Genomic DNA, 25,864 nt, shown 5'->3' with positions numbered 1-25,864 from the left:
CTTGTTGGCCCGTGCCGGGGTCACAGGCGTCGTCGCCGGCCGATGGCGGCAGGGCCGGTTGGAGATGGGATCATCAGGGCGAGGCGCTGCCCTGCAGGAAGGCGACAATGTCGGCCCGGTCGGACTCGCTCGCCACGCGCACCGCCATCCGCGTGCCCGGCACCTTGCCCGTGGGGTTGGCGAGGTAGGCCTCCAGTTCCTCCGGGGACCACTGGATACTGGCGCCCTTCAGCGCGGGCGAGTAGCCGAAGCCCTGCACGGAGGCAGCGGCACGCCCCACCACCCCCTGCAGGTGCGGCCCCACGCCGTTACGGGGCTGCGCCACCTGGTGGCAGACAGCGCATTGCCGCTGGAACAGGGTCTTGCCCTTATCAGCATCAGCGGCGAAGGCCGGCGCCGACAAGGCGACGAGAGCCAGTGCCAGGAGGAGTGGGCGCATCAAACGGCTCCGAAGCGGGTCTTGGAGAAGGGGAGGCTGCGGACGCGCTGGCCAGTGAGGGCCGCGACCGCGTTGGCGACGGCGGGGGGCACCCCCGGCAGGCCGGGCTCGCCGATGCCCCCCATGGGCGCGCCGCTCTCGATGATGCGCACGTGCACACGCGGCATCCGCGCGCGGTTCAGGATGGGGTAGGTGTCGAAGTTGCGGGCCTGCGGCGCGCCCCTCTCGTAGACCACCTCCTCCAGCAGGGAGGAGGAAAGGCCGAGCGCCACAGCCGACTGCACCTGGTTGGTGATGATGGCCGGGTTCACGACCGAACCCGGGTCGATGGCCACCCAGACCTCGTGGACCTGCACCTCGCCCTCCGCGATGGAGACCTCAGCGATCGTCGCCACCTCCGTGTTAAAGGCGCTGGCCAGGGCAACGCCCCGCGCGCGCCGTCCGCCCTCGGCCTCGTAGGGGCCGCGCTTCCAGCCGCCGGAGAGGTCACCCACGGTCCGCAGCAGGTCACGCTGGCGCGGGCTGTCCTTCAACAGCTCCATCCGCAGCGCGTAGGGGTCCTTCCCCCCGCCCGCAGCGATTTCGTCCAGGAAGGATTCGTAGAAGAACTCGTTCATGGAGTGCCCGACGGAGCGCCAGAAGGCGATCACCGCGGGCTGCGGGTGCTTCACGCAGTCGATGCGCTTGTTGGGAATGGCGTAGGGCCGCTCCACGATACCCTCGACCATCGACGGATCCACGGGCGGGTTTCCCATCGCCGCGCCGAAGTAGCGGCCAATCGGCCCCTCTCCGACCACGGTGCCCTGCAGCGCCACCGGCATGCCGTTCGCATCCAGTCCGGCCTTGAAGCGCGTGAAGCCCATCGGCCGCACGGCGTCGCGCGCGAACTCCTCCTCGCGGCTCCAGATCACCTTTACCGGGCGGTTCACCGCCTTGGCGAGTTGGATGGCCTGCTGGAACGGGTTGGCGAAGTCGTAGAGGAAGTGGCGGCCGAAGAAGCCGCCGAGCATCGGCGAGTGCAGCTTCACCTGCTCCGGCTTCAGCCCCGCCACCTGCGCGGCGGCCCCCTGGAACAGCTCCGGCATCTGGTTCGGCAGCCACAGGTCCAGCGTGCCATCCGGGTTGAAGCGCGCCAGGGCGGAGGGTGGCTCGAGCTGCGCGTGGGAGAGATAGGGCGCGTCGTACTCCGCCTCGATTACCTTGGCCGCGCCGCGCAGCGCCGCCTCGGGGTCGCCCTTGCTCTCCGCCACGGCGCCGGCGCCGCGCTCGGCCTTCAGCGCGGCCAGCATGCCGGAGGAGGAGAAATCCTCCGGCATCCCGCCCGTGCCGGGCTTCCACTCGACCTTCAGGCTTTCCACCGCGCGGCGGGCCCGCCACCAGCTATTGGCGACAACCGCCACCGCGTCCTTCAGCCGATGGATAGAGTGAACGCCGGGCATAGCGCGGACCTCATCCTCGTTCTGGAAGTCGCCCGCCTCTGCCCCGATGCGCGGCGCGTGCTGCACGGCTGCCTGCAGCATGCCGTCCACGCGCTTGTCGATGCTGTAGGCGGCGCGGCCCGTGGACTTGTCGCGCACGTCCAGCCTTGCCACGGGCTTGCCGATGTAGCGAAACGTCTTCGGGTCGCGCAGCCGCGGGTTCTCGGCCGGTGCCAGCGCCATCGCCTCGCCGGCCAGCGCCGCATAGGTCAGGCGGCGACCACTTTGCCTATGCAGTACCTGCCCGTTCTCGGTCGTCAACTGCTCGGGCCTCACCTTCCAGCGCGCGGCGGCGGCGCGGATCAGCATGTCGCGTGCCGTGGCGCCGAGCCGGCGCATGATCTCGTGGGAGGAGCGGGTGGAGGAGGACCCGCCCGTCATCCGCATCCCGTCCACCACCGCATAGTCCGACCCCGGCGGGGCACACTCCACCTCGAAGCGCGCGGGATCGACGTCCAGCTCTTCCCCCATGAGCTGCGCCATCGTCGTGGCGATGCCCTGTCCGCCTTCCACGAATGGCGAGAGGAGTCGGAAGCGCCCGTCCGGATGGATCTCCAGGAAGGCGCTGAGGCGTGTGCCCGGCGGCGGCGCGGCGGCGCCCTGTGCGCGGGCCATGCGCCGGGGCAGCGAGGCCCCGAGAACCAGCGCGCCAAGCCCCACAGCCAGGCCGCGCCGGGAGAGCCGCGGCGGCTGTGCAGTGCCGCGTGCGAAGGGCGGGATCATGCCATCCATTTCCGTTCTCTCCTCAGACCGCCGAGGCGGCGTGGCGGACGGCATCCGCGATGTTGTTGTAGGTGCCGCAGCGGCAGAGATTGGTCATCGCGGCGGCAATGTCGTCGTCCGTGGGCTTCGGCGTCTGCTGCAGCAGCGCGGTGGCGGCGATCACCTGGCCGGACTGGCAATAGCCGCATTGCGGCACCTGCCCGCCCACCCAGGCCGCCACCACCTTCTTGCCCACCGGCAGCGTCTCGATCGCCTCGATGGTGGTGATCTGCGCGCCCACCGCGCTCTCCACGGGCGTGACACAAGAGCGCGTGGCCTGCCCGTCCAGCAGCACGGAGCAGGCGCCGCACTGGGCGATGCCGCAGCCGTACTTCGTGCCGGTCATGCCGAGCGTGTCGCGCAGCACCCAGAGGAGCGGCGTGTCGCCCTCGACATCGACTTGGCGGGTCGTGCCGTTGATGGTCAGCTCGATCATGCGGCCTCCTGGGGCGGTGCTTCGGCGCCCTGCGCTGTGGGGGGCGCGCGGGCGGGATGCGACGATGAGGGCCGGACCCTATGCTCGTGTCCCCAGGTGGACTTGTCGTTTTCGCTTCCTTCAGCGCGCGGCGGCCTTCCCACACCGAGGCGGGCCGAAAAAGCGGGTGCAAAAATGGGGGGACAAGACTTTTAACACCGCTTTACTCACGCCCCCTGCGGCGCCGGGGGCATGAGGCCGGCACGGGTCGCACCGCGCCGAGGACGGCGGGGGGCGGGCCCGGGCAGGAAAGGGCCGCCCCCATGCAGACGAGCTTCGCCAACCCGGCCGCAGCCGGTCACCTCATCCCCGCCAGCCACATCGAGCGACTGGCCGCGCTGCTGGAGGCGCCGGAGAACCACGCCGCCGCCGATGTGCGGGCGCTGCAATCCGTGCTGATGCGGGCCAACGCCCTGGTCTCGGCGATGCTGTGCGCCGAGCCGGAGCCGCGGCCGCTCCCCGCGCCACGCCGCGCCTGCGCGGGGCTGGCACCGTGGCAGCAGAAGCGGGTGCGCGACTTGGTGGAGGAGCGGATGCACGAGAGCCTGTCCGTGGTCGAGATGGCCGCCGCGGCACGGCTGAGCCGCAGCTTCTTCTCCCGGGCCTTCAGCGCCTCCTTCAACTGCTCGCCGCATGCCTACGTCATGGATAGGCGCATCGCCCGCGCGAAGGCGATGATGCAGCAAGGCGACGAGCCGCTGGCGCAGATCGCGGTGGCCTGCGGTCTGTCGGATCAGGCGCACCTCTCCCGGCTCTTCCGCCGCCACGCAGGGATGACGCCGAGCGCTTGGCGCCGGCGCGCGCAGGTCGGGCGCGGCAGCACGCCGTCCCGCGGGATCGTGGACGGGAACGCCGCGCTGGCAGTGGGCTAAGGCGGGCCATGTGGGTCCTCACCCTGCCGTCCTCGCATCCCGATCGGCCGATACAGGAGATTCCGTTGATCGACTCACCCATGCTCCGCGCCGCGCAAGGGCGGGAGCGGGACGTGCTGCACGGCGACTTGCAGCGCCTTGCCGCGCTCGGCGAGATGGCGGCCGCGGCGGCGCACGATTTCAACAATCTCCTCCAGGTGGTTGTCAGCGCGCTGCGCGTGATCGAGGGACAGCTGGGCACGGTGCCGGCGCAGGAAGTGAAGGGCCTCTTCGCCCAGGGGCTCTCGGCCGCCCAGCGCGCCGCCTTCCTCTCGCGGCGCCTGCTCTCCTACGGCACGGCCAGCCGGGGCACGGCGACGCGCTTCGAGCTCGGCGCGGCGCTTCGCGGCTCCATGCCGATGCTGCGCTGGATCCTGGGCGGCCGGATTGAGCTGCGGCAGGAGTTGCGAGACGACCCCCCTGGTGGTGGAGTGCTGCCCGCACGAGCTGGAGCAGGTGCTGCTCAACCTCGCCGCGAACGCACGGGACGCCATGCCCGGCGCGGGCACCCTGACCATCCGCAGCGAGGTCGTGCCGGCGCCCACGCCGTCCTGGCCCTTCCACAGCGTGGTTGCCATTTCTGTCGCCGACAGCGGCTGCGGCATGCCGGAAGCTGTGCGGGTGCGTGCCTTTGATCGCTACTTCACGACGAAGGGCGCTGCCGGGTCAGGGATTGGGCTTTTCGCCGTTCGGGAATTCGCAAAGCGGAATGGCGGTGACGCCTGGCTTGAAAGCAATCCCGGCCACGGCACCTCAGTGACGGTGGCGCTTCCCTGCCGGCAAGTGGACTAGCCGCCCCACCCGTAACCGTTTGCCACCGCCTTCGCCTGGGTGTTAATTGCCGCTGACCTGATCGAGTGATGACCTCGCGCGGGGGCGGCCTGCCGTTTCTGCCGAGGTCGGAGGACCGCGGCGGCATGGCACGAGAGAGTTTCGCCTTCGGCCCCTTCCGGCTTGATCCCGCACAGCAGCTCCTGACGAAGAGCGGCCACCCGCTGGCGCTCGGCGCGCGGGCCCTGGCGATCCTCGCCCTGCTGGCGGAGCGCGCGCCGGAGACGGTCGGCAACGCGGAGATCATGGCCCGCGTCTGGCCGGGGATCTTCGTGGAGGACGCGAACATCCGTGTCCACGTCTCCGGGCTCCGCAAGGTGCTCGGGGAAGGCCACGGCATCGTCAACCATCCCGGCGCGGGCTACGCGCTCTCCACGCCGGTGCGCCGGTGCAGCGAGGAGGCGGGCAGATCGCTGCCCGGCGCGGCCGTGGCGCTGCTGGGGCGCGATGACGCGCTCGCGCATCTCTCCAAATCCCTCGCCCGCCATCGGCTCACCACCATCATCGGCCCCGGCGGCATCGGCAAGACCAGTCTGGCCCTCGCCGCGGCACAGGCCGTCGCCGGGCGCTTTCCGCAGGGCGTCCACTTCGTGGATGTCGCGCCGTTGCACGACGCCTCGCTCCTCACCAACCGCGTGGCCGCGGTGCTCGGGCTGCGCTTGGCGGACGCCGATTCCGCCGCGGAGCTGGCGGCCGCGCTGCGCGACCGCGCGCTGCTCCTGGTTCTCGACAATTGCGAGCACGTGGTGGACGCGGCCGCCGTGCTGGTGGAGGAGCTGCAGGCCGGTGCGCCTGCGCTGTGCATCCTCGTCACCAGCCGGGAGCCGCTGCGCGCAGAGGGCGAGCACCTCTATCGCCTGCAACCGCTGGGGCTGCCGCCAGCCGGCATGGCGGAACACGATCCGGCGGCCGCAATGCGCCTTCCGGCCATGCGCCTCCTCATGGAGCGCGCGGCGAGCAACGATCCGCCTTTCGTCCTGTCGGAGGCCGAGGCGCCGCTCGCGGCCCGGCTCTGCCGCGCGTTGGACGGGCTGCCGCTCGCTATCGAGTTGGCCGCCGCCCGGCTGGGTGGGCTGGGCCTCTCCGCGCTCCTAGCGCATCTCGACGAGGCGCTCTCCACCCCATTGGAAGGATCGGGGCCCGCCCAGCCGCGCCATCGCACGCTGACCGCGACGCTGGACTGGAGCTACGGCCTGCTGCCACCGCCGGAGCGCGCGCTGCTGGACCGGCTGGGCATCTTCTGCGGCGCCTTCTCGCTGGAAGCCGTGGGTGTGGTGACCGCGGATCGCGAGGACGAGGCGGTGGCCGGGCCACGCCTCGGCGCCGCCGCGGCCGTCGCGGGGCTGGCGGAGCTGATCGACAAGTCCCTCGTCGTCGCGGACCTCAGCGGTGACCAGCCCTGGTACCGGCTGCTCGACACCATGCGGCACTATGCACAGGGCAAACTGGCCGGCACGGAGCTTTCCGCGCGGCTCTCCCGCCGCCACGCGGTCCGCGTCCTCGCGCGGCTCGCCGAGCTGGCGGCCCCGAGCACCCTGCAGGCGGAGCAGCGGCAGACGGCGAACCGCCGCCTGCTGGACGACGTGCGCGGGGCGCTGGACTGGGCCTTCTCGCCCTCGGGCGACCTCGGGCTCGGCCTCTCGCTCGCCACCGCCGCAGGCCCTTTCTACCTCCAGCTCTCCATGGCCGGCGAGTTCCGCCGCCAAGCCGCACGGGTACTGAGCGCCATCGCCGCCGTGCCGGGCCAGCATTCGGCGGCTGAGATGGGCCTGCTGCTCACGCTCGGCAGTGCCATCTACAACACGGACGGCGCAGTGCCCGCGGTGTTCGACGCCTATTCCCGCGCCCTCTCCCTGGCCGAGGCGCTGGGCGACGTGGCGGCCAAGCGGCGCAGCTTGTGGGGGCTTTGGCTACACGCCTTCGGCCTCGGCCACTACGCCGAGAGCCTGACCTATGCCGAGGCGTTCAGCGCCTGCACTCCGCCAGAGGAGGACCCGCTGCACGTGCGTGAACGGATTCTGGCCATGTCGCTGCACCATATTGGCGACCTCCGTCCGGCGCGCGAGCTTGCCGAGCAGGCGCTGAGCCGCCCGCCGCCGCAGGGCGGCAACGTCCTTGGCGGTTACCAATATGAGCACCGGGTCGCCATCCTCGGCGGCCTCTCGCGCGTGCTCTGGCTGCAGGGTCACGCCGACCAGGCGCGGGCGGCCGCGCGGGACAGCCTTGAGGAGGGGCTAAAGAGCGGCCACGCCCTCTCCATCCTCTTCACGCTGAACCTCGGCCAGTGCTTCATCGCCCGCGTAACCGGCACACCTGAGGAAGCGCGGGATGCGGCCGAGCTGATGCTCTCCACCGCCCGCGGCAACGCGCTCCCCTACTGGCTGCGCTACGGCCAAGTCTATCGCCGTGCCGCGGCGATGGCGCTGGGCGAGGCGCCGGACGACGCGGAGGCCTTCCTGCGCGGCACCCCCTGGAACAACGGGCAGGTGGAGCTGATCGCGACGCTCGGCCTTGGCCACGCCCACCCGCAGGGCTTCGCGCGGTTCGAGAACGGTGAGGTCTTCTGGGGTCTGCCGGAGGTGTTCCGCCTGGAGGCAGAGCGGCTGGCGGCACGGGATCCCGCGAGCGCCGCCGCCCTCCTCGACCACGCCGACAGAATCGCGAACCGGCAGGGCGCCCTTGCATGGCAGCTGCGGATCGCGATGAGCCGCGTCCGGCTCCCCGGCTGCCATGCAGGCTCCGTGCGGGCGCTGGAAGCGGTGCTGTCGCGCTTCACCGAGGGATTTGATACGCCCGACCTCGTCGCGGCGCACCGTACGCTCTCCTCCGTGACCGTGCGAGCGGGATGACGCGTACTCTTTCGGATGAGGCTGGCGTGAGAAGCGGAATCGGACGGCGAACCCTTGGTGCGGCCGCCATCGGCGGGGCCCTCGCCCGGGCGGCGAGGGCTCAGACATCCGATCGCCCGATCCGCATCCTGGTCCCCGGCGCGCCGAGCACGCAGCCGGACCTCGTCGCGCGCATCCTGGCCGAGGAGATGGGCCGGCAGCTCGGCCGCGCCGTGGTCGCGGAGCCGCGCCCGGGCGGGAACGGCATCGTCGCGGTGAACGCGCTGAGGCAGCAGCAGCCGGACGGGGGGGTGCTGATGCTCGGCGGCGGTTCCGTGCTCACCTACAACCCCGCACTCTACGCGAACCCGCCCTATGATCCCCTGCGCGACTTCACCGCGATCGGCCTAGTCGCAAACTCCCCGATGTTCCTGGTTGCCAGCCGGCGCAGCGGCATTGCGACCATCGCGGACCTCTTGGAGAAGGCGCGCGCGCGGCCCGAGGCGCTGACCTTCGCCAGTGGAGGCTACGGGCACTCGACCCACTTGGCGATGGAGATGCTGTGCGATGTGGCCGGCATCCGCCTGACCCACGTGCCCTTCCCCACGCGCTCGCCCCTTCCCGAGCTGCTGTCCGGCGCCATCGACCTCGCGACCGGTCCTGTCAGCAGCAGCCTGCCCTCCGTGCGCGCCGGGGAGTTGGTGGCGGTCGCGGCGCTGGCGGCGGGGCGAGTGCCCACGCTGCCCGACATACCCACCCTGCGCGAGGCCGGGTTGGACTGCCCGCTGGTGCCCGTGTGGTACGCGGTGGTTGGCCCGGCCGGCATGCCGGAGGAGGTCACGGCCCGGCTCAGCGCCGCGATCGGCGCCGCGGTCGCGTCCCCGGCCCTGCAGGCCAGGATGGCCGATCTCCAGATCACGCCGCTGATCGGAAACCCGGCGCAGGTCGGGGAAAAGATCAGGACCGAGGCAGCGGCATGGTCGCCGTTTGTCCGGAAGATCGGGCTGTCGGTCGGCTAGGCCGTCTCCAGCACTCTCCGGGCCGCGACCAGGTCCGGCATGTCGCCGCCCTCGTTGAAGCCCGCCAGGACCGGCGCGAGCAGCTCCTCCGCCCGGCCATGCTCTCCCTGGCCGCGCCAGAGGCGGGCAAGGCTGGTGGCGCTGCGGAGCGTCCAGGCGCGCAGCCCCTGCCGCTCCGCCAAGGCCAGCGCCTCGCGCAGCACGCGCTCCGCGGCCCGTGCGGCCCCGGGCTCGCCTCCGGCGCGGCGAAGAAGGTTCTCGGCCTTGGCGCGCAGAAGCTCCGGCGCGCACCAGGCGGCCTGCCCCGCCTCGGCCCGCGCGATGGTGGCGCTGTCGGCCAGGGCCGGATTCATCGTCGCCACCACCTCCAGGTGATAGGGCGTCAGCTCCAGCTCTCGTGGCAGGCCGGGAACCTCGCCGGGCCGGACGAAGAGGCTCGCGAAGCATCGCGACCACCCGTGCCAGTAGGGCATACGGTGGCGCCGGGCAGTAGCCGCCAGCCGCTCCACCAGTGCCGGCGTGGCCGGATCACCCGTCCATACGGCGATCGGTATCCCGGCCTGGGTCAGGGCGTAGCAGAGCGAGAGCGCGTCCTCCGCGGCTTCCGCCGCGGTCAGGGCCGCCTCCGCCGCCGCCCTTGCCCTGTCGAAGCGACCGTCCAGCCAGAGCAGCCGCGCGTCCAGCACGTGCACCGCGGCGGCCTGGTCGATCATCAGGCCGTAGGGGCTGGTGTCCAGCCTCGCCCGCAGATGGCGCATGGCGAAGTCGGTGTGCCGCCGCGCCTTCCGCTGGTCGCCGGCATAGTGCAGCGTCAGCCCGGCCACTCGGTGATGCGCCTGCCGCAGGTCGGAATCCGGCGGCGTCCCGGGCGGGATGCGGGCGTCCATCTCCGCCGAGAGGCGCGCGGCGGCGCCGACATCGCCCGCCATGATGCAGGCCATCCACAGCCCGCCGACGGCGCGGATCGCCGCGCCGCCCTCGCCGATTCGGTCGGCGATCTCGATGGCCCGGCGCAGCGGCTCCGCGACCAACGCCACCTCCCCGGTGTTCCGCAGGATTGTCATGCCGGCGGCGACGTGCAGCCGGAGGTCGGCCAGGGTCTCCCCCTGGCCGGAAGCGGCGAGGCGCGAGAGGGCCAGCTCCAGGCGGTGGCGGTACTCGGCCGCGAGATTCAGGCCCAGCCAGAGCGGGCCGGAGCCGGCGAGGAGGCTCAGGCCGATCTCCACCTCTCCCTCCGGCGCGAAAGCCCAGTCCACCGCGGCGCGCAGGTCGTCCGCCAGCCCGGCATGGGCCATTCGCCAAGCGGCGGGGGACATGCTCGGGCGCGCCGCCTCGGCCGCGCCCACCCTCTCCAGCACGTGCAGGGCGTGGAGGCGGAGCAGGGCTGGGGCCTCGCCGCTGGCCTCCAGCTTCTCGGCGGCATAGGCCCGTGTCGTCGCCAGCAGCCGCCGCAACGGCCCTTCATCACCCTCCCCGCCCTCCAAACGGTGCAGCAGCGACTTCGTCTCCAGGCGAAGGAGCGCGCGGCCGGCGTCGAAGGAAAGGTCCTCCCCCATCACGGTGAGGGCGGATGCGATGGAAAACGGGCCGCGAAAGACGGACAGGCGCCGCAGCAGGCACTGGTCGGCGGGCGAAAGGGCCTCGTGGCTCCAGTCCAGCGTTGCCCGCATGGTCCGGTGCCGCCCCGGCGTGCTGCGGCGTGAAGGAGCCGGGGAGGCCAGCAGGTCCGCCATCCCTGCTGCCAGCCCGGCGATGCCGAACATGTCGATGCGCGACGCCGCGAGCGTAATGGCGAGTGGTAGCCCGTCCAGCTTCCGGCAGAGCAGGGCCAGCCCGGCGGCATCGGCGTCCTTCGGGCTGAATCCGCCCAGCCGGGCCGAGGCGCGCTCCACGAAGAGCTGGGCGGCGGGGTAGGCCATCACCTCCGCCGCGTCACGCGGTTCCGTCTCCGGCGGCACCTCCAGGGGCGCAAGCCGGTGCAGCCACTCGCCCGCGGCGCCTAGCGGCTCCCGGCTGGTCACCAGCAGGCGCAGCGCCGGGCTGCGTTTCAACAGCCGCTCGGCAAGCCGCGCGGTGGCCTCGGCCAGGTGCTCCGCGCTGTCCAGGATCAGCATCGTCTCGCCCCGCAGTGCGGAGCCGATCTCCTCTATCGGGTCCAGCCCCGGCGTGCCCAGGCCGAGCGCCCCGCCCACCGCCGCCGGCAGCAGCGCGGGATCCGAAAGGGCGGTGAGGTCGAGGAAGCGCAGGCGCCTTCCGTGCCGGGTCGCCCAGGCCCCGGCGGCAGCCAGGGCGAGGCTCGTCTTGCCGATGCCGCCGATGCCGGCCAGCGTCACCAGCCGCCGGTCCTCCAGCCGCTCCGCCAGTAGCGCCAGCTCCCTTTCCCGTCCAATCAGCCGCGTCAGCAGCGGCGGCGGGCGGCCGGACTCCTCGTCCGGCAGGCCCGCCAGCACGGGTGGGGCGGAGAGGCGGCGCACGGGTAGGGTGAACTGATAGCCGCGGCCGGGGATGTTAAGGATCGCCCCCTGGCCCTCCGGCACCGTCGCCAGCGCCTTGCGCAGCGCCGTCATCTGCACGCGCAGGTTCGCTTCGCCCCGCGCGCCGCCGGGCCAGGCGCTGTCCATCAGCGCGGCGGCGCCGACGACATGGCCGGGCTCCGCAAGGAGGGCCGCGAGAAGGCTGCGCGCCGGCCCGCCCAGTGCCACCGGCGTGCCGTTCAGCAGCAGCGTCCGGGCGGACGGGTGGAACAGGAAGTCGCCGAAGGCGAGAGGCTCGTCGGCCGCCGTCAAGCGTCAGTCACTCCGCATGGTCACGCGGTCGGGCGGTGCGCCGGGCCGCGCGGGAGAATGCATAGCGCGAGCAGGAGGGCAACGCACTCGCATCCCGCCCCGGCCCAGCCGATGGCCCCGGCCGAGGCCCGCGCCAGGGTGGCGCCGCCGAGCGCCGCGCCGACGGAGAAGCCCAGGAACATGGAGGATGCGTTGAGGGAGAGCACCACCGGGGCCGCCTCCGCCCCCGCCAGCCGGATCAGCTTCGCCTGCTGCGCAGGGAAGAAGGACCAGACGGACATGCCCCAAAAGATGACCACCAGGATCACCGGCAGGGTGGCGGCCGAAGGGCTCAGCCAGACGGCGCAGGCCGAGAGGATGGCGAAAGCAGCGGCGAGCACGGCGAGGCTGGGCAGCACCACCGCGTCCGCGCCCAGACGGTCGTTCCCCAGCCCGCCCAGCACCAGGCCGATGCCGGCCGAGACACCCCAGAGGAGGACGAGGGCGGGAACCCAGGCGGCCGGCAGGTCGGTCGTCGCCCCGGCGATCGGCGCTAGGTAGGTGTAAACGGTGTAGGCGCCCATCGCCCAGAACAGCGTTACCAGCAGGCTCGGCCCGATCGCCGGGCGCCGCAGCACCGCCAGCCGCTCCCCGATCCCGGCCGCACGCGCCCCGGCGCCCAGCCCGCGCGACAGGCCCACCAGCACGCCGGCCACCGCCAGCGCGGCGATTGCCCCGACCGCGACGAAGGTCATGCGCCAGCCGAGCCCGTGCCCGACCACCGACCCAATGGGCACGCCGAGCGCGATGGCGACCGTGGTGCCGCCGTTGACGACCGCCAGGGCGCGCCCGCGCAGGGCCGGCGGCACGAGGGTTCCGGCGAGCGCGCTCGCATTGGGCGTGTAGAGTCCGGCGGCCAGGGCGAGGAGCACGCGCGCGCCTAGCAGGCCGAGATAGTGAGAGGAGAGCGCCGCCACCACATTGGCCGCGGCGAAGACGGCCATGGAGAGCGCCAGCAGCCGGCGCCGGTCCAGCCGCCCGGTGAGCATCGTCAGCACCGGGGAGGTCAGCGCGTAGGTCAGGGTGAAGGCCGTGACGAGCAGCCCGACGGCGCCGAGGCTCACCTCGAGGTCGGCGGCCATGTCCGGCAGCAGCGGCGCGATCATGAAGCTCTCGGTCCCGATGGCGAAGGTGCCGAGCGCAAGCCAGAGCACGGGCGTCATGCCGGAGGGACGCGGCGCGGGCGGGGCGAGGTCGCCCACGTAGTGGCTCGGCGTGTTCGCGTCCGGCGGCATGGCGAATTCCTGACTTCCACCCGCGCCGCGACCGCGCGGCCGGGGACCGACAGGCTGCAGCCAGAGCGCGGCCGGAGCTTGCAGGACTGCCCCGCGGCGAGGCGGGACGATCCTTCAATCCCGGACCTAGCCCTCCAGCAGGCGCCCGGCCTCCCGCAGGTCGGGCGTGTCGAAGCCCTCCTCGAAGCGGGCATAGGCCGCGTGCAGCGCCTCCAGTGCGCGGGCCCGGGCTGCCTCATCCCCCCGCAGCCGCGCCATGCTCATTAGGATCCGCAGCTCATAGGCCAGCGCGCCATTGGCCCGGGCGCAGACCAGCGCCTCCTCCAGCCCCGTCACCAGCCGCGCAGGATCACGGTGCCCGTACCAGGCGTAGAGGGCGCGGAGGTGCAGCAGGTGCGGCAGGTTCACCAGTTCGGCCGTGTCATGGGAGCGGAGGATGGCGGCTTCCACCGTTGCCAGCGCCTTCCCATGCCGGCCGGCGGCCGCGTAGGCCTCGGAGAGGTGGATCATCAGCACCACCTCCAGCAGGCGGCTGTTGATGCCGCGCAGGGCGGCGAGGCTTTCCTCAAGCAGGGGAATGCCCTCCTCCGGCCGGCCGCGATGGGTGAGGACCGCGCCGCGATGCGCCTGCCCCACGAGGCGGGAGGGGGAGAGGCCGCCGCGCGCGGTGCATTCCTCCAGCCGCGCCAGCCGGCGCTCCGCCACCTCCACCTCGCCGGTCCAGAGGGCGATCGGCAGGGTCCACATCAGCGCGACGGCGAGGGTGACGGGATCGCCCAGCGCCTCCGTCTCCTCCACGTTACGGGCCGCCACTTCCCGCGCCTGATCGGCCATGCCCTGCATCCACAGGGCGCGGGCCAGGGCGTTGCCGGCGTTCACCCGCCCGTCCACGCCGACGCGCAGCACGTCCACCGGCCGCTTGCGGGGCAGCGTAGCCATCGCACGCACCAGGTAGCGGCGCGTCTCCGGCAGGTTCCCCGCGAAGTAGAGAGAGACGCCCATCATCCAGTCGGAGCCGCCGTAATTCGGCAGGGCGAGGCCGCTGGTCAGCGCCTCGGCGCGCCGTGCCGTGTCGAACATTGCGCGGAAGTGGCCGCCGCGGAGGTGGTAGGTGAAGAGGCCGTCCAGGATGCGGGCTTGGTGGGCCACCGCGCCCAGCTCCTCCGCCAGGCCCAGCGCGCGCTCCAGCGCCAGCCGGACCTCCTCCAGATTGCCGCGGGTGAAGAGGAGGGGCATGGCGAAGCCCGTGCGGAGCTCCATCTCGCGCGCCGTGCCGCGCTCCTCATCCGGCAGGCGCTCCAGGGCGAGGCCGGTCCAGCGGACGCACTCAGCCAGGAGCGACAGGTCGATGAAGAGGAAGGCCGCCGCGACCGAGAGCGGCATGGCTATGGAGAGGTCGCCCTCCCCGGAGAAGGCCCAGGCCAGGGCGGCGCGGATGTTGTCCAGGTCCGGCCGGAAGGGAAGCAGGGTCTCGGCCGGGCGCTCCCGCACGAAGCGCTGCAGTACGTTCAGGAAATGTAGGGCGTGGCGCCGCGCGAAGAAGGCGCGCTCCCCGTGCTCCGCCAGGCGCTCCAGTGCGTAGACGCGCGTGGTCTCCAGAAGGTGGTAGCGCACCGTGCCGGAGGCGAGGTCGGCGGAGACGAGGGACGCCAGGACGAGGCGGGCGAGGTGGTCGGTGAAGTCGTCCGGGGGGATGTCGTCGCCGCAAACCACGGCCTCCGCCGCATCCAGCGTGAAGGAGCCGGCGAAGAGGCTCAGGCGGCGCAGCACCACCTTCTCTTCCTCAGCGAGGAGGTCGTAGCTCCAGTCCAGCGCCAAGCGCAGTGTCTGCTGGCGCGGCAGTGCCGTCCGACGGCCGCGGCTGAGCATCTGGAAGCGCTGGTCCAGCCCCGCTGCCAATCCCTTCACACCAAAGGAGTCGATCCGGCCCGCCGCCAGCTCGATTGCCAGGGCCAGCCCGTCCAGGCGGCGGCAGATCTCGGCCACGACCGGGGCGTTCTCGTCCGTCAGCGCGAAGCCGGCGGCGCCGGCGGCGGCGCGCTCCACGAAGAGGGCGGCTGCGGGATAAGTGGCGACCTCCTCCGCCGTCCGATCCCCGCCCTCCGGCGGGCAAGCAAGGGGCGGCAGGCGGTGCACACGCTCCGCCGAGATGCAGAGCGGCTCCCTCGTCGTCGCCAGGATGCAGGCCCGCGGGGCGCGCTCGTGGATCGCCTCCGCAAGCGTCGCCACCCCGTCCAGCACGTGCTCGCAATTGTCGAGGATCAGGAGGACGGGCGCTTCCTGCAGCGCGGCGAGGATGTTGCCGGTCTCGTCCTCGGATCGGATGGGAAGGTTGAGGGCGGTGGCGACCGCGCTCTGCACCATACGCTCCTCGCGCAGCGGCCCGAGGTCCACGAAGGCGACGGCACCGGGGAAGCGGTCGGCCAGCGCACCGGCGACCGCGAGGGCGGCGGTGGTCTTGCCGATGCCGCCCGGCCCGACGACGGAGATCAGCCGGTGCCGGAGCAGCGCCTCCGCGAGTTCCGCGACCTGCTCCTCCCGGCCCAGTACGGCCGTGCGTCGCTGGGGCGGCGGGCGCAGCCCGGAGGGCGGCGCGGCCGGGGCGGGGCGGGGCGCCTCCGCCGCCGGCAGGGCCGTGGCGCCCGGGCCGACCGGGGCCACGAAGCTGTAGCCGCGCCCGGGGATGTTGACGACGTAGCGCTGGGCCTCGCTGTCGCCGAGCGCCTTGCGCAACGCGTGGATGTGGACGCGGAGGTTCTCCTCCTCCACGTGCACGCTGCCCCAGGCGCGCTCCAGCAACTCCTCCTTACTGACGACCTCGCCTGCGCGCTCTACCAGGAGGAGAAGGAGGCCGAGGGCGCGGCCGCCGAGCGGCACCGCCCTTCCCTCCCGCGTCAGGCGCCGTGCGACGAGGTTCAGGCGGAAGGGGCCGAAGCCGATCGTTTCCGGCGCCGCAAGGCGGGCCTCCCCCACCGTGCCGAGGAGATGCTGCATCCCGCCCCTATCCGGCGAAGCGATGGGCGCCCGTCGCCTCGGATACCAGGGGCTGCTCCGCCGCGCCGTCGGCGAAGCGCGGCAGCCGGGCCATGATCGCCGCGGCCGCCAGCAGCAGCGCGATCACGCCCCAGATCACGGCCACGTAGTTGCCCACCGTGTCGAAGCTTATCCCCGCCAGGAAGGGGCCTACGGCGCCGCCCAGGACGAAGAGGGCGTAGAGGATGCCGTAATTCGTGGCGTAGCGCGCCAGGCCGAAGTAGCGGGCCGTGAGGAAGGCCATGAAGTCCACTTCCGCGCCCAGGGAAAGGCCGATGGCAAGAGCCGCCACGGGCGCCAGGCCGACACCGCCGAGTGCCAGCAGCAGGCAGCCCCCCGCCGCGCCGGCGAAGAACAGCGCAGCCACGTGCGGCGCGAAGAGGCGATCGACAAGATAGCCCGCGACAAGGCGGCCGGCGAGCACGCCGACGCCGACCAGCGAGGCGATACGCGCCGCCCCCATCGCATCCAGCCCCGTGTCGCGCAACAGCGGCACCATGTGGACGATCAGCGCCGAGACGGCGACGGCGACGGCGGTGAAGGCGAGCACCATGGCCCAGTAGGTACCACTGCCCAGCGCCGTTGCCGCCGCAGCCTGGCCACGCGCGCCCGTGGCGGCGTGATGCCTGGGGAAGGAGAGGAGAACAAAGGGCCAGGGCAGTAGCGCCAGCAGGGCGAGCGCAAGATAGCCCGCCCGCCACCCATAGGCGCCGTTGATCGAGGAGAGGAGGACCGGCAGCGCCATGGCGGCGACACCGATGCCGGCCAGCGAAATGCCGAGCGCCGTTCCCCGGGCGCGGTGGAAGGCCGCGTTCACCGCGCGGGTGTAGTTCACGGGCGTCGCGCCCGCGCCCAACAGCCCCATGAGGCCGAAGGCGAGCTGAAACTGAAACAGCGAGCCCTGGAAGGCTCCGAGGAGGAAGAGACTCAGCGCAAAGAGCGGGATGGCGGCGAGCGAGACGCGCCGTACCCCCAAGCGGTCCGCCAGCATTCCTAGCAGCGGCGCCACTGCGGCGAGCACGAGGGTGGTGTAGAGGTAGGAGGTGGCGATCGCGCCCCGGCCCCATCCGAACTCTGCCTGCAGCGGGCCGATGAAGGTGCCCAGGGTGTAGAAGGGCAGCACGCTGATGCCGGTGGCGGAGCCGAGCAGAGCGGCCAGCAGCACCGGCCAGCTGCGGCGGAATTCCGCCAGAGCGGAGGGGGGGTTCTCTCCCGGCGCGGCGTCCATCGTTGGCGGCTCCTCGTCCCTCACGGCGCTGCGCGGCAGCCCAGGGGCACCGCATCCCCGCCTCGAACCGGGAGCGGAGTGCCCGTAGCCTTGACCGGGGGATCATGCACCGTCTTGTCTGGATGTGCTCCACGGGGAGTGCGGCGGGCCCTCAACCCGCGTCAGTGAAAGAAATGCGGCCCCGCGCCGGCCGGGGGAGAGGGCCAGGGCGGGGCCGCCGCACGCCATCCCGCCGTGGGGGGCGGTATGGAAGCCGGGATGGCGGTGCAGCCAAGCCGGGGCTTGCGCCCCGGGGAGTCTGTCGGCCTAGCGGTTGCGCGCCACGTAGGCGACGCCCTGGACCAGCCCGTTGCTGCAGGGCTGGTCGGCGCTGACCACGGCCATGTCGTAGCCGCCGATGCGCAAGATCGGCCGCCCCTTGGTGCTGCCCACCACCTGCACGGTCGCGTCGTCCAGGGTGTAGAATTCCTGCCCGATTTTCATCTCGGCAACAGGATGCAGGCCCTCGATCACCAGTTGATCGACCACGGGCCACACGCCTTGCGGAGCACCATCCTCCGGCCCGACGGAAAAGAAGAGATTCCGAACGGCCGGCGGCACCTTCTCCACCTCAGCATTGTTCAGCGCAAAGATGGTGATGGGCTGACTCTGCACGAAGCGCGTCGTGCCACCCACGCGCTCCATTGCATTGAAGAAGGAGCGATAACTCGGATTGGCCGCCAGCGTGTCGACGCAGCTGTGCAGGCGCGGCGAGGCGGCATCCACCGGCACGGCGGAAGAGAGAAGGCCACCCGCGATGGTGGCAAGGGCGAGTGTGCGGAGAAGATCCATGCTGGGGTACCTTTCCTGGTGTTCCGTTCGTCCGGCGGGTCGGAAGGGCGGCGCGGACGAGAGGTGTTTTGGGGTGCCGAACCAGCCGGCTCTTGAAGCAGCGGGCTCTAGTTGTCCGCCTGCGCCGTGCTGGTGCTGGTGCTGGTGCTGGGAAGGATGCGCTGGACCGCGGAGTGGGGTGGTCAGCATGAGTTCCACCCCCGCACGAACGCGAGGGGTGGAGGGGTTCGAAGATCAGCGCCCGTCTTGAAGGAAGTTCATGAGGCCTTAGCGTAGGTGAAGCCAGCCCGCTGCGCCTCCGCCAGATAGGCGACGACACTTGGCACGAGGACCGTGCCCGGGATGAGATTGTTCGTCAGCTCGGCCGCGACCTCATCGGCCGCCCCAGCCTCCGCCCCCCGCGCGGCGTAGATGCCCCGGGCGATGGCGTGAATGGAATCATGGCAGGCCACGAACACGGCGCCGCGTCGTTGCAGGGAGACGATGTTGTTGTTTCCCGGGCCGTAGAAGCCGTCCAGCCTCTGGATGTCGTCCTCCGGCGAGACGCCGGGCCGCTCGACGACCATCTCGTTCCGGGTGAGGCTGCCGTGCGTGTTCGCGGCCAGCCCGTACTTGTCCCACATCGCCTGGCTTAATAGCGCCAAGTGTGCGGTGCCGTGGACCGCGGCCACCGCCAGGAAGTCGGGATGGCCATGCGCGAAGACCTGGCCGTTGATGGCCTCGCGCATGAGGTTCGGCCAGGCGGCGGCGATGTCGGTGCACTCCCACACCTGCTTCGGCCCGCCGGGATAGTCCAACAGGATCGCCGAGGCCTCATGGTCCCAGAGCTCCGGCCGGTCCACTACGAGGGGGACCGCCGCGAAGCCGCGCCGGCGGGGCGCATTGGCGAGCCGGCGTGAGAGCGCGGCGAGCGCCGGGCCATCCGGCCCGGCCGCGGTGGCCGGGGCCACCGCCGTCAGGGCCACCGCACCGCCGGCCCCGAGCAGCGCCAGGCGTCGTGACAGGTTCATCGCTGCCCCCGCTCAGTAGGAATAGACGTTGGCGGCGCGATCGACGACGGCCTCCACCGCCTTGCTCATCGCTGCGACGGTGGCGGGGTCGTTAATGCCGTAGCGACTGGCCAGTGCCTCCAGATCCGGGTAACCGATCCAGGTGCGCCCCATCGCGTCCTCCCACACCAGCACGCGCAGTGGAAGGTCCAGGCCCACCGTCTGATCGTCCTGCATCAGCCGGGTGCCGACCCGGGGATTGCCGAAGGTGATGACGGTGGTCGGCCGCAGCGTCTCGCCCACGCCGCGCGCATTGGCCGCGTGGTCGACCGTGGCGAAGACCGGCACCTTGGCGGCAGCGAGCCCGGCCTGGATCCGCGCGACCGTTTCGGCCGCGCCGAACTTGCTCTCCTGCGCGACGAGGCTGCGGTTGGCGAACACCGGGCCGAGGTCGTCCTTGTAGGCGGCCGCGATCTGGCGCGCGAGCACCGTCAGGTCCACGCCTTCCTTGTTCGTCAGCAGGGTCACGCAGACCAGCTCGGCCGATTCCGTGAAGCGGCTGAGGTAGGAACTGAAACCGGGGGAGTTGCCCTTCACCTCCATGAAGCCGGGGTGGTGCGTGAATTCCCAGCCGGCCATGGCGGGCACCACCATGCCGTTCGCCAGCCGCGTGGGCTTGTAGATCACGTCGCGGTTCGTCGCCTCGCGGATGAGGGTGGAACCGGCCAGGCCAATGTCCCACTTGCTGATGTCCTCGGCCGAGGACCAGAGGTCGCCGAAGCCGAACAGGTTGGCGGAGCTCTCCGGCGTCACGGCAACCATGCGCCCGTTCACGAGCTGGTAGCCGGTCGCCGGCTCCACCGGGTTGATGTAGCGCGCGTCCGACTTGAAGCGGGAGTGCTGGTTGTCGTGTGCCGGCGTCGGCACCGGCCGGTCCACCGCCGCCCTCTCCGCGAAGTCGCTGGCGTACATCGTCGCCGTCAGTCCCTCCACCTCGATCTGGTTCTTGCGGACGAACTCTTGGTAGCTCATGCCGCCAGCGCGCTCGACGGCCATGGCGAGAAGTGTGGAGTTCGTCGCGCTCAGCCGCGCCTCCGTGCCGTGCCCGAACAGCATCGGTTTTCCGGCGACGAGGCCGATGAGGTCGCGCGGCGCGTAGCGGCGGCCGGCATCCATCGCCTCGCGGTAGTCGGGGATGCCGGATGCGTGCTGCAACAGCTCCATGACGGTGATCCCGCGCCAAGCTGCCGGCAGATCATCCACCAGCTTCCCGATCGGGTCCTCGAGCCGAAGCGCGCCGCGCTCCTTCAGCTGCATTACGGCGACGGCGGTGAAGGCCTGGGTGATCGGCCCCACGTTCCACAGCGTGCGGGTGGAGGCAAGCTCGTCATGGGTCGAGGCTCGTCCTGCCGTACCCGGCGGAGCGAGGGATGTAGGGCGCCTGGACGATTGCCATGGTCAGCCCGGGAAGCTGATGCTTGGCGATGAAGTCGGCGATCAGCTGGTCGATGTAGACGCCGCGATCCTGCAGCCGCGCCTCGCCCCGCACGATCGGGATGCCGGAGGCCTGCGGCGCCTGCGCGAAGGCCGATCCGATCGGCGAGAGGGCGGTGGTGGCGAGGGCTAGCGTGAGCACGGCTCGGGCGATCTTCATGGCGATTTCTCTCTTCGGGGGGAACGAGACGCCTTTGGGCGGGCGCCTCGTGCCCCCAAGCTGGCGATGCATCGCGGCGATCGCTTGAACTGCAGTCCGTCAGCGCTCGCGCGCGGGTTAGGTCACGTTTCGACAAGTCGGCCCGCAGCGGGGCGGATTTCTGTCCGCCGTGGAACCCCTGCCGCGAGCGCGGCGGGGCTGGAGGATTGCGGAATGCCGTTCATCAACATCCGGTGCGCCGGGACGGCCCTGACGGGCGCGCAGACGGCGCGGTTGCAGGAGGAGGCCAGGCGCATTCTGGTGGAGAGCATGCGCAAGCGCGCGGACTGGATCGTCGTCCTTGTCGAGGAAACCTCGTGGCGGGGCTGGAGCATCGTGGGGCAGCAGGGCGGCATCGCGGCCCATGTGCGGACCACGATCAACGCGGGCGGCAGCACGGCGGAGGAGAAGGCGCGCTACGTCGGCGCGACCTACGCGATGCTGTGCGAGGTGTTGGGAGGCGGCCTCGGCGAAATGGCCTATGTCGAGATCCTGGAGCTGGAGGGCGGTGCCTGGGGCTTCGGTGGCCTGACGAACGCCGACCGCGCGGCGATGCAGCGCGTGTCGCACTGAGTCCACCGCCGCAACCCATGGCGCCAAGCCAGGGATGCCCGCAGCGCCCATGCTTCCCGGCACGCAACCCCGGGAGAATTCGCATGAACCCACTAGCGCAGCGCGTGATCGACGCGCATGGCGGGCTGGAGCGCTGGAAGGCGTTCAGCACCGTATCGGCCGACCTCGTCCAAGGCGGCGCCCTCTGGGCAATCAAGGGCCACCCGCGCACGCTGGAGCGCACGCGCGTTACCGCCGGGCTGCGGGAGGAGTGGGCGAGCCATGCACCCTTCGGTGGGGACGGGCGGCGGAGCCGGTTCGAGCCCGGCCGGGTCGCGCTGGAGGCGACGGACGGCACCGTGCTGGAGGAGCTGCGGGAGCCTCGGCGCAGCTTTGCCGGGCATGATCTGATGACGCCCTGGACGGAGCTGCAGCTGGCCTACTTCGCGGGGTGCGCGATGTGGACCTACCTCAACACCCCCTTCCTCCTGGCCTGGCCGGGGGTGGAGAGCGAGGAGGTGAGCCCCTGGGAGGAGGATGGCGCGATTTGGCGGAGGCTGCGGCTGCGCTTCCCTCCCGGCATCGCGACCCACAGCACGGTCCAGACCCTCTACGTCGACGGCAACGGCCTTCTGCGCAGGCACGACTACGACGTCGAGATCGCCGGGGGAACGCCGGGTGCCCACTACGTCGACTCCTACACGCAGGTGTCGGGCATCGCCTTCCCGACGAGGCGCCGTATCTTCCCGCGCGGAGAGGACGGCCGTGCGGCGCCCGAGCCGCTGGTCGTCTCCATCGACCTGTCGGGGCTCGAACTGCGCTGAAGCGGAAGGGGACGGGCGGCACAACCTCGCACAACGGTCCAAGAGGCGCCGCCCGCCACGGGCGCAGGCTTTGCTCCCCAACCCCGCACCGAAGGCCCCGCCATGCAGCCGCGCAACCCCGCCTATGCAGACCCGCCGAACCCCGCCCTGCCAATGGTCGGCATGGATCTGGACCTCAGCCGCACCGCGCTGCTGGTCACGGACCCGCAGATCGACTTCCTGAGCCCGCGCGGCGCCGCTTGGAGCGTCTTCGGCGAGAGCATCACCGAGCACCGCACGGTGGAGAACCTTGGCCGACTCTTCGAGGCATCGAAGCGCGCCGGCATCCCCGTGGTGATCTCGCCGCACTACTACTACCCCTTCGATCACCGCTGGAACTTCGCCGCCACCGGCGAGACGCTGATGCACAAGCTCCGCATGTTTGACCGCCGTGACCCCCTCTCGCTGGAGGAATTCGACGGCTCGGGCGCGGACTGGATGCCGGAGTTCAAGTCTCTGATCCAGGACGGGCAGACGATCGTCTGCTCCCCGCACAAGATCGCCGGGCCGCAGACGAACGACGTGGTCTTCCAGCTGCGGAAGAGGCGGATCGACCAGGTGATCCTCGCCGGCATGGCCGCGAACTACTGCGTCGAGTCGCACCTGCGCGACCTCGTCGAGAAGGGCTTTGAGGTTGCGGTCGTGCGCGACGCCACCGCCGCGAGCAAGATCCCGGAAGGTGATGGCTACCTCGCGGCACTGACCAACTTCCGCTGGCTCGCCAGCGCCGTTTGGTACACTGATGAGGTGGTGGACCGGCTGGCGCAGGTCCGCGCCAGGGCCGCCGCCTGAGGCCGCGATGAAATCCCTCCCCCTCGTCCCCGCTTCCTTTTTCGGCATCGTCCTCGGCCTCGTCGGGCTCGGGGGCGGCTGGCGCCTGGCGCACCGGGTCTGGGGCCTGCCCGCCGCCATCGGCGAGGTTTTGCTGGCGCTCGGGGGCCTGGTCTGGGCCGTTCTCGTCGTTCTCTACGCGGCGAAATGGCTGCTGGCCCGCGACGCGGCACTGGGTGTGGGCCCCCACCCGGGGCTGTGGTGCGGCGGGGGATGGGCCGGGGGGGCGACCATGCTGGTCGCCGCGGCCCTGCTGCCCCTCTCCCACGCCGCCGGCCTCCTCCTCTACGCGGCCGGGGCGATCATCACCCTCGCCTTCGCCCTCTGGCGCTCCGGCCAGCTCTGGCACGGGGAACGCGAGGCGGGCGCCACCACCGCGATCCTCTACCTACCGGCGGTGGCGGGCTCCTTCGTCACCGGCACGGGTGCAGCGGCACTGGGCTACCCGGATTGGGGACAGCTCGCCTTCGGGGCCGGGCTTTTCTCCTGGCTGGCGATCGAATCGGTGCTGCTCCACCGCCTCTATCACGGGCCCGCCATGCCGCCCCCATTGCGGCCCACACTTGGCATCCAGCTCGCGCCTCCGGTGGTCGGCGCGGTATGCTATCTCTCCGTCACGGCGGGGCCGCCGGACTTGGTGGCGCACGCGCTGCTCGGCTACGGCCTGCTCCAGGCTCTTCTGCTGCTGCGGCTGCTGCCCTGGATCCTGGAACAGCCCTTCACCCCCGCCTACTGGGCCTTCAGCTTCGGCGTCACGGCTCTGGCCAACTCCGCCCTGATCATGGTCGGCCGCGGCGATGCCGGTGCGGTCGCCACCCTGGCCCCGCTGCTCTTCCTTGGCTCCAACATCGCCATCGGGCTGCTGGCGGCCGGCACGCTGGCCCTGCTGTTCCGGGGCAGCCTGAAGCTGGAGTGGCGGCCGCTGTCGGGGGTCTTTCCAACCGGCGATGGCACGCCCGCCACCTGGCCGTGGCAGCCGATCCGTCCAAGACCGGCACGCCCGCACAAGGCAGAAGAGCCGCGCCGCAGGACGGCAGCTCCTCCAGGAGAAGCGACATGAACGAGAAGGACATCGCGCCCGCCGGGATCACCCGGCGTGATGCGATCCTGGCCGGAGCCGGCCTTGCCGCGGCCTACGCCTTCCCGGCCGCGGCGCTGGCGCAAACGGACCGGCACCCGACCACCCGAACCACCCACAGCGAAGGACGCAGGACGATGAGCTTCATCACCACGCAGGACGGCACCCAGATCTTCTACAAGGACTGGGGTTCGGGCCAGCCGATCGTCTTCCACCACGGCTGGCCGCTGAGCGCGGATGACTGGGATGCGCAGATGCTGTTCTTCCTGTCCCAGGGCTATCGCGTGATCGCGCATGACCGCCGAGGCCACGGCCGGTCCAGCCAGACGGACAAAGGCCAGGAGATGGACACCTACGCCGCCGATGTCGCGGCGCTGGCGGCGCATCTGGACCTCAAGGGTGCCATCCATGTCGGCCACTCCACCGGTGGCGGCGAGGTGGCGCGCTACGTGGCGCGGCATGGCGGCAACGGGCGGGTGGCCAAGGCCGTGCTGATCGGCGCCGTACCCCCGATCATGGTCAGGACGCCCGCCAACCCCGGCGGCCTGCCGATCGAGGTGTTCGACGGCTTCCGCAAGGCCCTGGCCGCCAACCGCGCCCAGTTCTTCCGCGACGTCCCCGCCGGCCCCTTCTACGGCTTCAACCGCGCGGGCACCGAGACTATCCCCGGCGTGGTGGACAACTGGTGGCGCCAAGGCATGATGGGCAGCGCCCAGGCCCATTACGAGTGCATCAAGGCCTTCTCCGAGACCGACTTCACCGAGGACCTGAAGGCGATCCAGGTGCCGGTGCTGCTGATGCATGGCGAGGACGATCAGATCGTGCCGATCGACGACTCCGCCCGGATCGGGATCAAGCTACTGAAGCACGGCACGCTGAAGACCTATCCGGGGCTCCCGCACGGCATGGCCACCACCCATGCCGACGTGATCAACGCGGACCTGCTGGCCTTCATCAAGGGCTGAGAAGCGAGGGTGGCCTCTCCTAAGGAAAGGCCACCCTTCACCACCTGCTTGCCCCTCCGGCCGCGGGAGGCATAGTTGCGCCTCCCGTCCAGGGACGGAGCTTGCGAACCATGCGCTATCCCGATCTCGAGATCGACCTGCTCCGCGCCTTCGTCGCGGTGGCGGAGACCGGCAGCTTCACCGCGGCGGCGGAGGTGGTGGCGCGGTCGCAATCCGCCGTCAGCCAGAAGGTGCTGCGGCTGGAGGAGATCGTCGGCCGCCGCGTCTTCGAACGCACGAGCCGATCTCTCAGTCTGACGCGGGACGGCGAGCAGCTGCTCGTGGCGGCCCGGCGCATGCTGGAATTCAATGACGCGCTGATGCGGCAGATGCGGGAGCCGCCGCGTGTGGGCACGCTGCGCCTCGGCATCTCTGAGGATTTCGTGCCGGGCGAGCTGCCCAAGCTCCTCGCCCGCTTCGCCCGGCTGCACCCCGGCGTGCAGGTGGATCTGATGACCGGGCTGAGTTGCGAGCTGCTGGACGCCTATGACGCGAGCCGGCTCGATGCAGTGATCGCCAAGAGGGACGGCGCGGCCCAGCGCGGTCGCGTGATCTGGCGTGAGCCGCTGGTGTGGATGGCCGCCGCCGACTACAGGCTGGACTTCACCCGCCCGGCGCAGCTGGTGATGCTCCGCGCTCCTTGCACCTACCGGGAGACGATGATCGCGGCGCTGGACACGGTGCGCCGCGAGTGGGTGGCGGTGTGCACGGCCAGCAGCCTCATGGGCGTGCAGGCGGCCGTGGCCGGCGGGCTGGGCGTGACGGTGCTCGGCCGGTCCTTCGTGCAGCCGGGGATGCAGATCCTCCGGGCGCCGGAGCACTGGCCGCCCCTTCCCATGACGGAGATCACCGTGCTGGGAGAGGAGGGCGAGGCCGGCGAGCTGCTGCGGCCATTGGTGGGCTTCCTGACCGAGAGCCTGGCCGATACGCGCCCGCGCGCCGCGGCGGCCTGACCGGCC

Annotated in this window: 22 protein-coding genes and 1 pseudogene; 10 read left to right on the top strand and 13 right to left on the bottom strand. The window is 71.5% G+C overall.

Going from position 1 to position 25,864, the window contains the following annotated elements; translation table 11 throughout:
- Positions 1-73: 73 nt before the first annotated feature.
- Genes ACO1BU_RS16825 through ACO1BU_RS16815 form a run of 3 tightly spaced genes read right to left on the bottom strand, consistent with a single transcriptional unit; the run spans position 74 to position 3,115 of the window.
- Positions 74-439, bottom strand: a complete 366-nt coding sequence (locus ACO1BU_RS16825; protein ID WP_424137118.1) for a c-type cytochrome — start codon at positions 437-439, stop codon at positions 74-76.
- The gene (locus tag ACO1BU_RS16820) at positions 439-2,649 is read right to left on the bottom strand and encodes a xanthine dehydrogenase family protein molybdopterin-binding subunit (RefSeq protein WP_424137117.1); all 2,211 of its coding nucleotides are present in this window, start codon (positions 2,647-2,649) and stop codon (positions 439-441) included. The genes ACO1BU_RS16825 and ACO1BU_RS16820 overlap by 1 nt, the downstream gene beginning before the upstream one ends.
- Positions 2,650-2,662: 13 nt before the next feature.
- Entirely contained in the window at positions 2,663-3,115 is a 453-nt protein-coding gene (locus ACO1BU_RS16815) for a (2Fe-2S)-binding protein (RefSeq protein WP_424137116.1), read from the bottom strand.
- A 302-nt stretch (positions 3,116-3,417) separates the two neighbouring features.
- Between ACO1BU_RS16815 and ACO1BU_RS16810 the strand changes: the two genes are divergently transcribed.
- Positions 3,418-4,026 (top strand): helix-turn-helix domain-containing protein, encoded by a 609-nt coding sequence (locus ACO1BU_RS16810; protein WP_424137115.1) that lies wholly within the window; start codon positions 3,418-3,420, stop codon positions 4,024-4,026.
- Positions 4,027-4,100: 74 nt separating this feature from the next.
- On the opposite strand, the gene ACO1BU_RS16805 is transcribed toward ACO1BU_RS16810, so the two are convergent.
- Positions 4,101-4,532: a hypothetical protein gene (locus ACO1BU_RS16805; protein WP_424137114.1), complete on the bottom strand. Its 432-nt coding sequence runs from the start codon at positions 4,530-4,532 to the stop codon at positions 4,101-4,103.
- A gap of 25 nt (positions 4,533-4,557) precedes the next feature.
- On the opposite strand from ACO1BU_RS16805, the gene ACO1BU_RS16800 reads away from it, so the two are divergent.
- The 3 genes from ACO1BU_RS16800 to ACO1BU_RS16790 all read left to right on the top strand — a co-directional run bounded on the left by ACO1BU_RS16800 (position 4,558) and on the right by ACO1BU_RS16790 (position 8,743).
- Positions 4,558-4,857 (top strand): ATP-binding protein, encoded by a 300-nt coding sequence (locus ACO1BU_RS16800; RefSeq protein WP_424137141.1) that lies wholly within the window; start codon positions 4,558-4,560, stop codon positions 4,855-4,857.
- Between the two features lie 125 nt (positions 4,858-4,982).
- Positions 4,983-7,745, top strand: a complete 2,763-nt coding sequence (locus ACO1BU_RS16795) for an ATP-binding protein (protein WP_424137113.1) — start codon at positions 4,983-4,985, stop codon at positions 7,743-7,745.
- 26 nt (positions 7,746-7,771) lie between these two features.
- Positions 7,772-8,743 carry a tripartite tricarboxylate transporter substrate binding protein gene (locus ACO1BU_RS16790; protein WP_424137112.1) on the top strand — a complete coding sequence of 324 codons (972 nt, stop codon included), beginning with the start codon at positions 7,772-7,774 and terminating at the stop codon, positions 8,741-8,743.
- Here ACO1BU_RS16790 and ACO1BU_RS16785 read toward each other — a convergent pair.
- The 9 genes and pseudogenes from ACO1BU_RS16785 to ACO1BU_RS16745 all read right to left on the bottom strand — a co-directional run bounded on the left by ACO1BU_RS16785 (position 8,740) and on the right by ACO1BU_RS16745 (position 20,538).
- Positions 8,740-11,529 (bottom strand): ATP-binding protein, encoded by a 2,790-nt coding sequence (locus tag ACO1BU_RS16785; RefSeq protein ID WP_424137111.1) that lies wholly within the window; start codon positions 11,527-11,529, stop codon positions 8,740-8,742. The two genes, ACO1BU_RS16790 and ACO1BU_RS16785, sit on opposite strands and share 4 nt — an antisense overlap.
- Before the next feature lie 20 nt (positions 11,530-11,549).
- Positions 11,550-12,803, bottom strand: a complete 1,254-nt coding sequence (locus tag ACO1BU_RS16780; protein ID WP_424137110.1) for an MFS transporter — start codon at positions 12,801-12,803, stop codon at positions 11,550-11,552.
- Between the two features lie 126 nt (positions 12,804-12,929).
- Positions 12,930-15,797, bottom strand: coding sequence for an ATP-binding protein (locus ACO1BU_RS16775; protein WP_424137109.1), 2,868 nt, complete (start codon positions 15,795-15,797; stop codon positions 12,930-12,932).
- A 7-nt stretch (positions 15,798-15,804) separates the two neighbouring features.
- Positions 15,805-17,064, bottom strand: a complete 1,260-nt coding sequence (locus ACO1BU_RS16770) for an MFS transporter (protein ID WP_424137108.1) — start codon at positions 17,062-17,064, stop codon at positions 15,805-15,807.
- Positions 17,065-17,370: 306 nt separating this feature from the next.
- Complete coding sequence (locus ACO1BU_RS16765; protein WP_424137107.1) at positions 17,371-17,895, bottom strand: fasciclin domain-containing protein; 525 nt, start codon at positions 17,893-17,895, stop codon at positions 17,371-17,373.
- A gap of 257 nt (positions 17,896-18,152) precedes the next feature.
- On the bottom strand, positions 18,153-18,905 hold the full coding sequence (tetH, locus tag ACO1BU_RS16760) for a thiosulfate dehydrogenase (protein WP_424137106.1): 753 nt from the start codon (positions 18,903-18,905) through the stop codon (positions 18,153-18,155).
- 12 nt (positions 18,906-18,917) lie between these two features.
- The gene (locus ACO1BU_RS16755; RefSeq protein ID WP_424137140.1) at positions 18,918-19,232 is read right to left on the bottom strand and encodes a DUF302 domain-containing protein; all 315 of its coding nucleotides are present in this window, start codon (positions 19,230-19,232) and stop codon (positions 18,918-18,920) included.
- A 123-nt stretch (positions 19,233-19,355) separates the two neighbouring features.
- Positions 19,356-20,255: pseudogene (locus ACO1BU_RS16750) on the bottom strand (serine hydrolase domain-containing protein); the annotation flags it as partial.
- 16 nt (positions 20,256-20,271) lie between these two features.
- Positions 20,272-20,538, bottom strand: coding sequence for a hypothetical protein (locus tag ACO1BU_RS16745; RefSeq protein ID WP_424137105.1), 267 nt, complete (start codon positions 20,536-20,538; stop codon positions 20,272-20,274).
- 213 nt (positions 20,539-20,751) lie between these two features.
- Between ACO1BU_RS16745 and ACO1BU_RS16740 the strand changes: the two genes are divergently transcribed.
- The 6 genes from ACO1BU_RS16740 to ACO1BU_RS16715 all read left to right on the top strand — a co-directional run bounded on the left by ACO1BU_RS16740 (position 20,752) and on the right by ACO1BU_RS16715 (position 25,858).
- Positions 20,752-21,150: a tautomerase family protein gene (locus ACO1BU_RS16740; RefSeq protein ID WP_424137104.1), complete on the top strand. Its 399-nt coding sequence runs from the start codon at positions 20,752-20,754 to the stop codon at positions 21,148-21,150.
- 83 nt (positions 21,151-21,233) lie between these two features.
- Positions 21,234-21,953 (top strand): hypothetical protein, encoded by a 720-nt coding sequence (locus ACO1BU_RS16735; RefSeq protein ID WP_424137103.1) that lies wholly within the window; start codon positions 21,234-21,236, stop codon positions 21,951-21,953.
- A 102-nt stretch (positions 21,954-22,055) separates the two neighbouring features.
- Entirely contained in the window at positions 22,056-22,784 is a 729-nt protein-coding gene (locus tag ACO1BU_RS16730; RefSeq protein WP_424137102.1) for a cysteine hydrolase family protein, read from the top strand.
- A 7-nt stretch (positions 22,785-22,791) separates the two neighbouring features.
- Positions 22,792-23,883 carry a dicarboxylate transporter/tellurite-resistance protein TehA gene (tehA, locus tag ACO1BU_RS16725; protein ID WP_424137101.1) on the top strand — a complete coding sequence of 364 codons (1,092 nt, stop codon included), beginning with the start codon at positions 22,792-22,794 and terminating at the stop codon, positions 23,881-23,883.
- Between the two features lie 155 nt (positions 23,884-24,038).
- Positions 24,039-24,866: an alpha/beta fold hydrolase gene (locus ACO1BU_RS16720; protein ID WP_424137139.1), complete on the top strand. Its 828-nt coding sequence runs from the start codon at positions 24,039-24,041 to the stop codon at positions 24,864-24,866.
- Between the two features lie 110 nt (positions 24,867-24,976).
- Positions 24,977-25,858: a LysR substrate-binding domain-containing protein gene (locus tag ACO1BU_RS16715; RefSeq protein ID WP_424137100.1), complete on the top strand. Its 882-nt coding sequence runs from the start codon at positions 24,977-24,979 to the stop codon at positions 25,856-25,858.
- Positions 25,859-25,864: the final 6 nt, after the last annotated feature.

This window comes from Roseomonas chloroacetimidivorans, assembly GCF_049629625.1.
Classification (GTDB): domain Bacteria; phylum Pseudomonadota; class Alphaproteobacteria; order Acetobacterales; family Acetobacteraceae; genus Roseomonas; species Roseomonas chloroacetimidivorans.
Note: the sequence above shows the minus strand (reverse complement) of the source record. Positions and strands in the feature narration are given on the sequence as shown.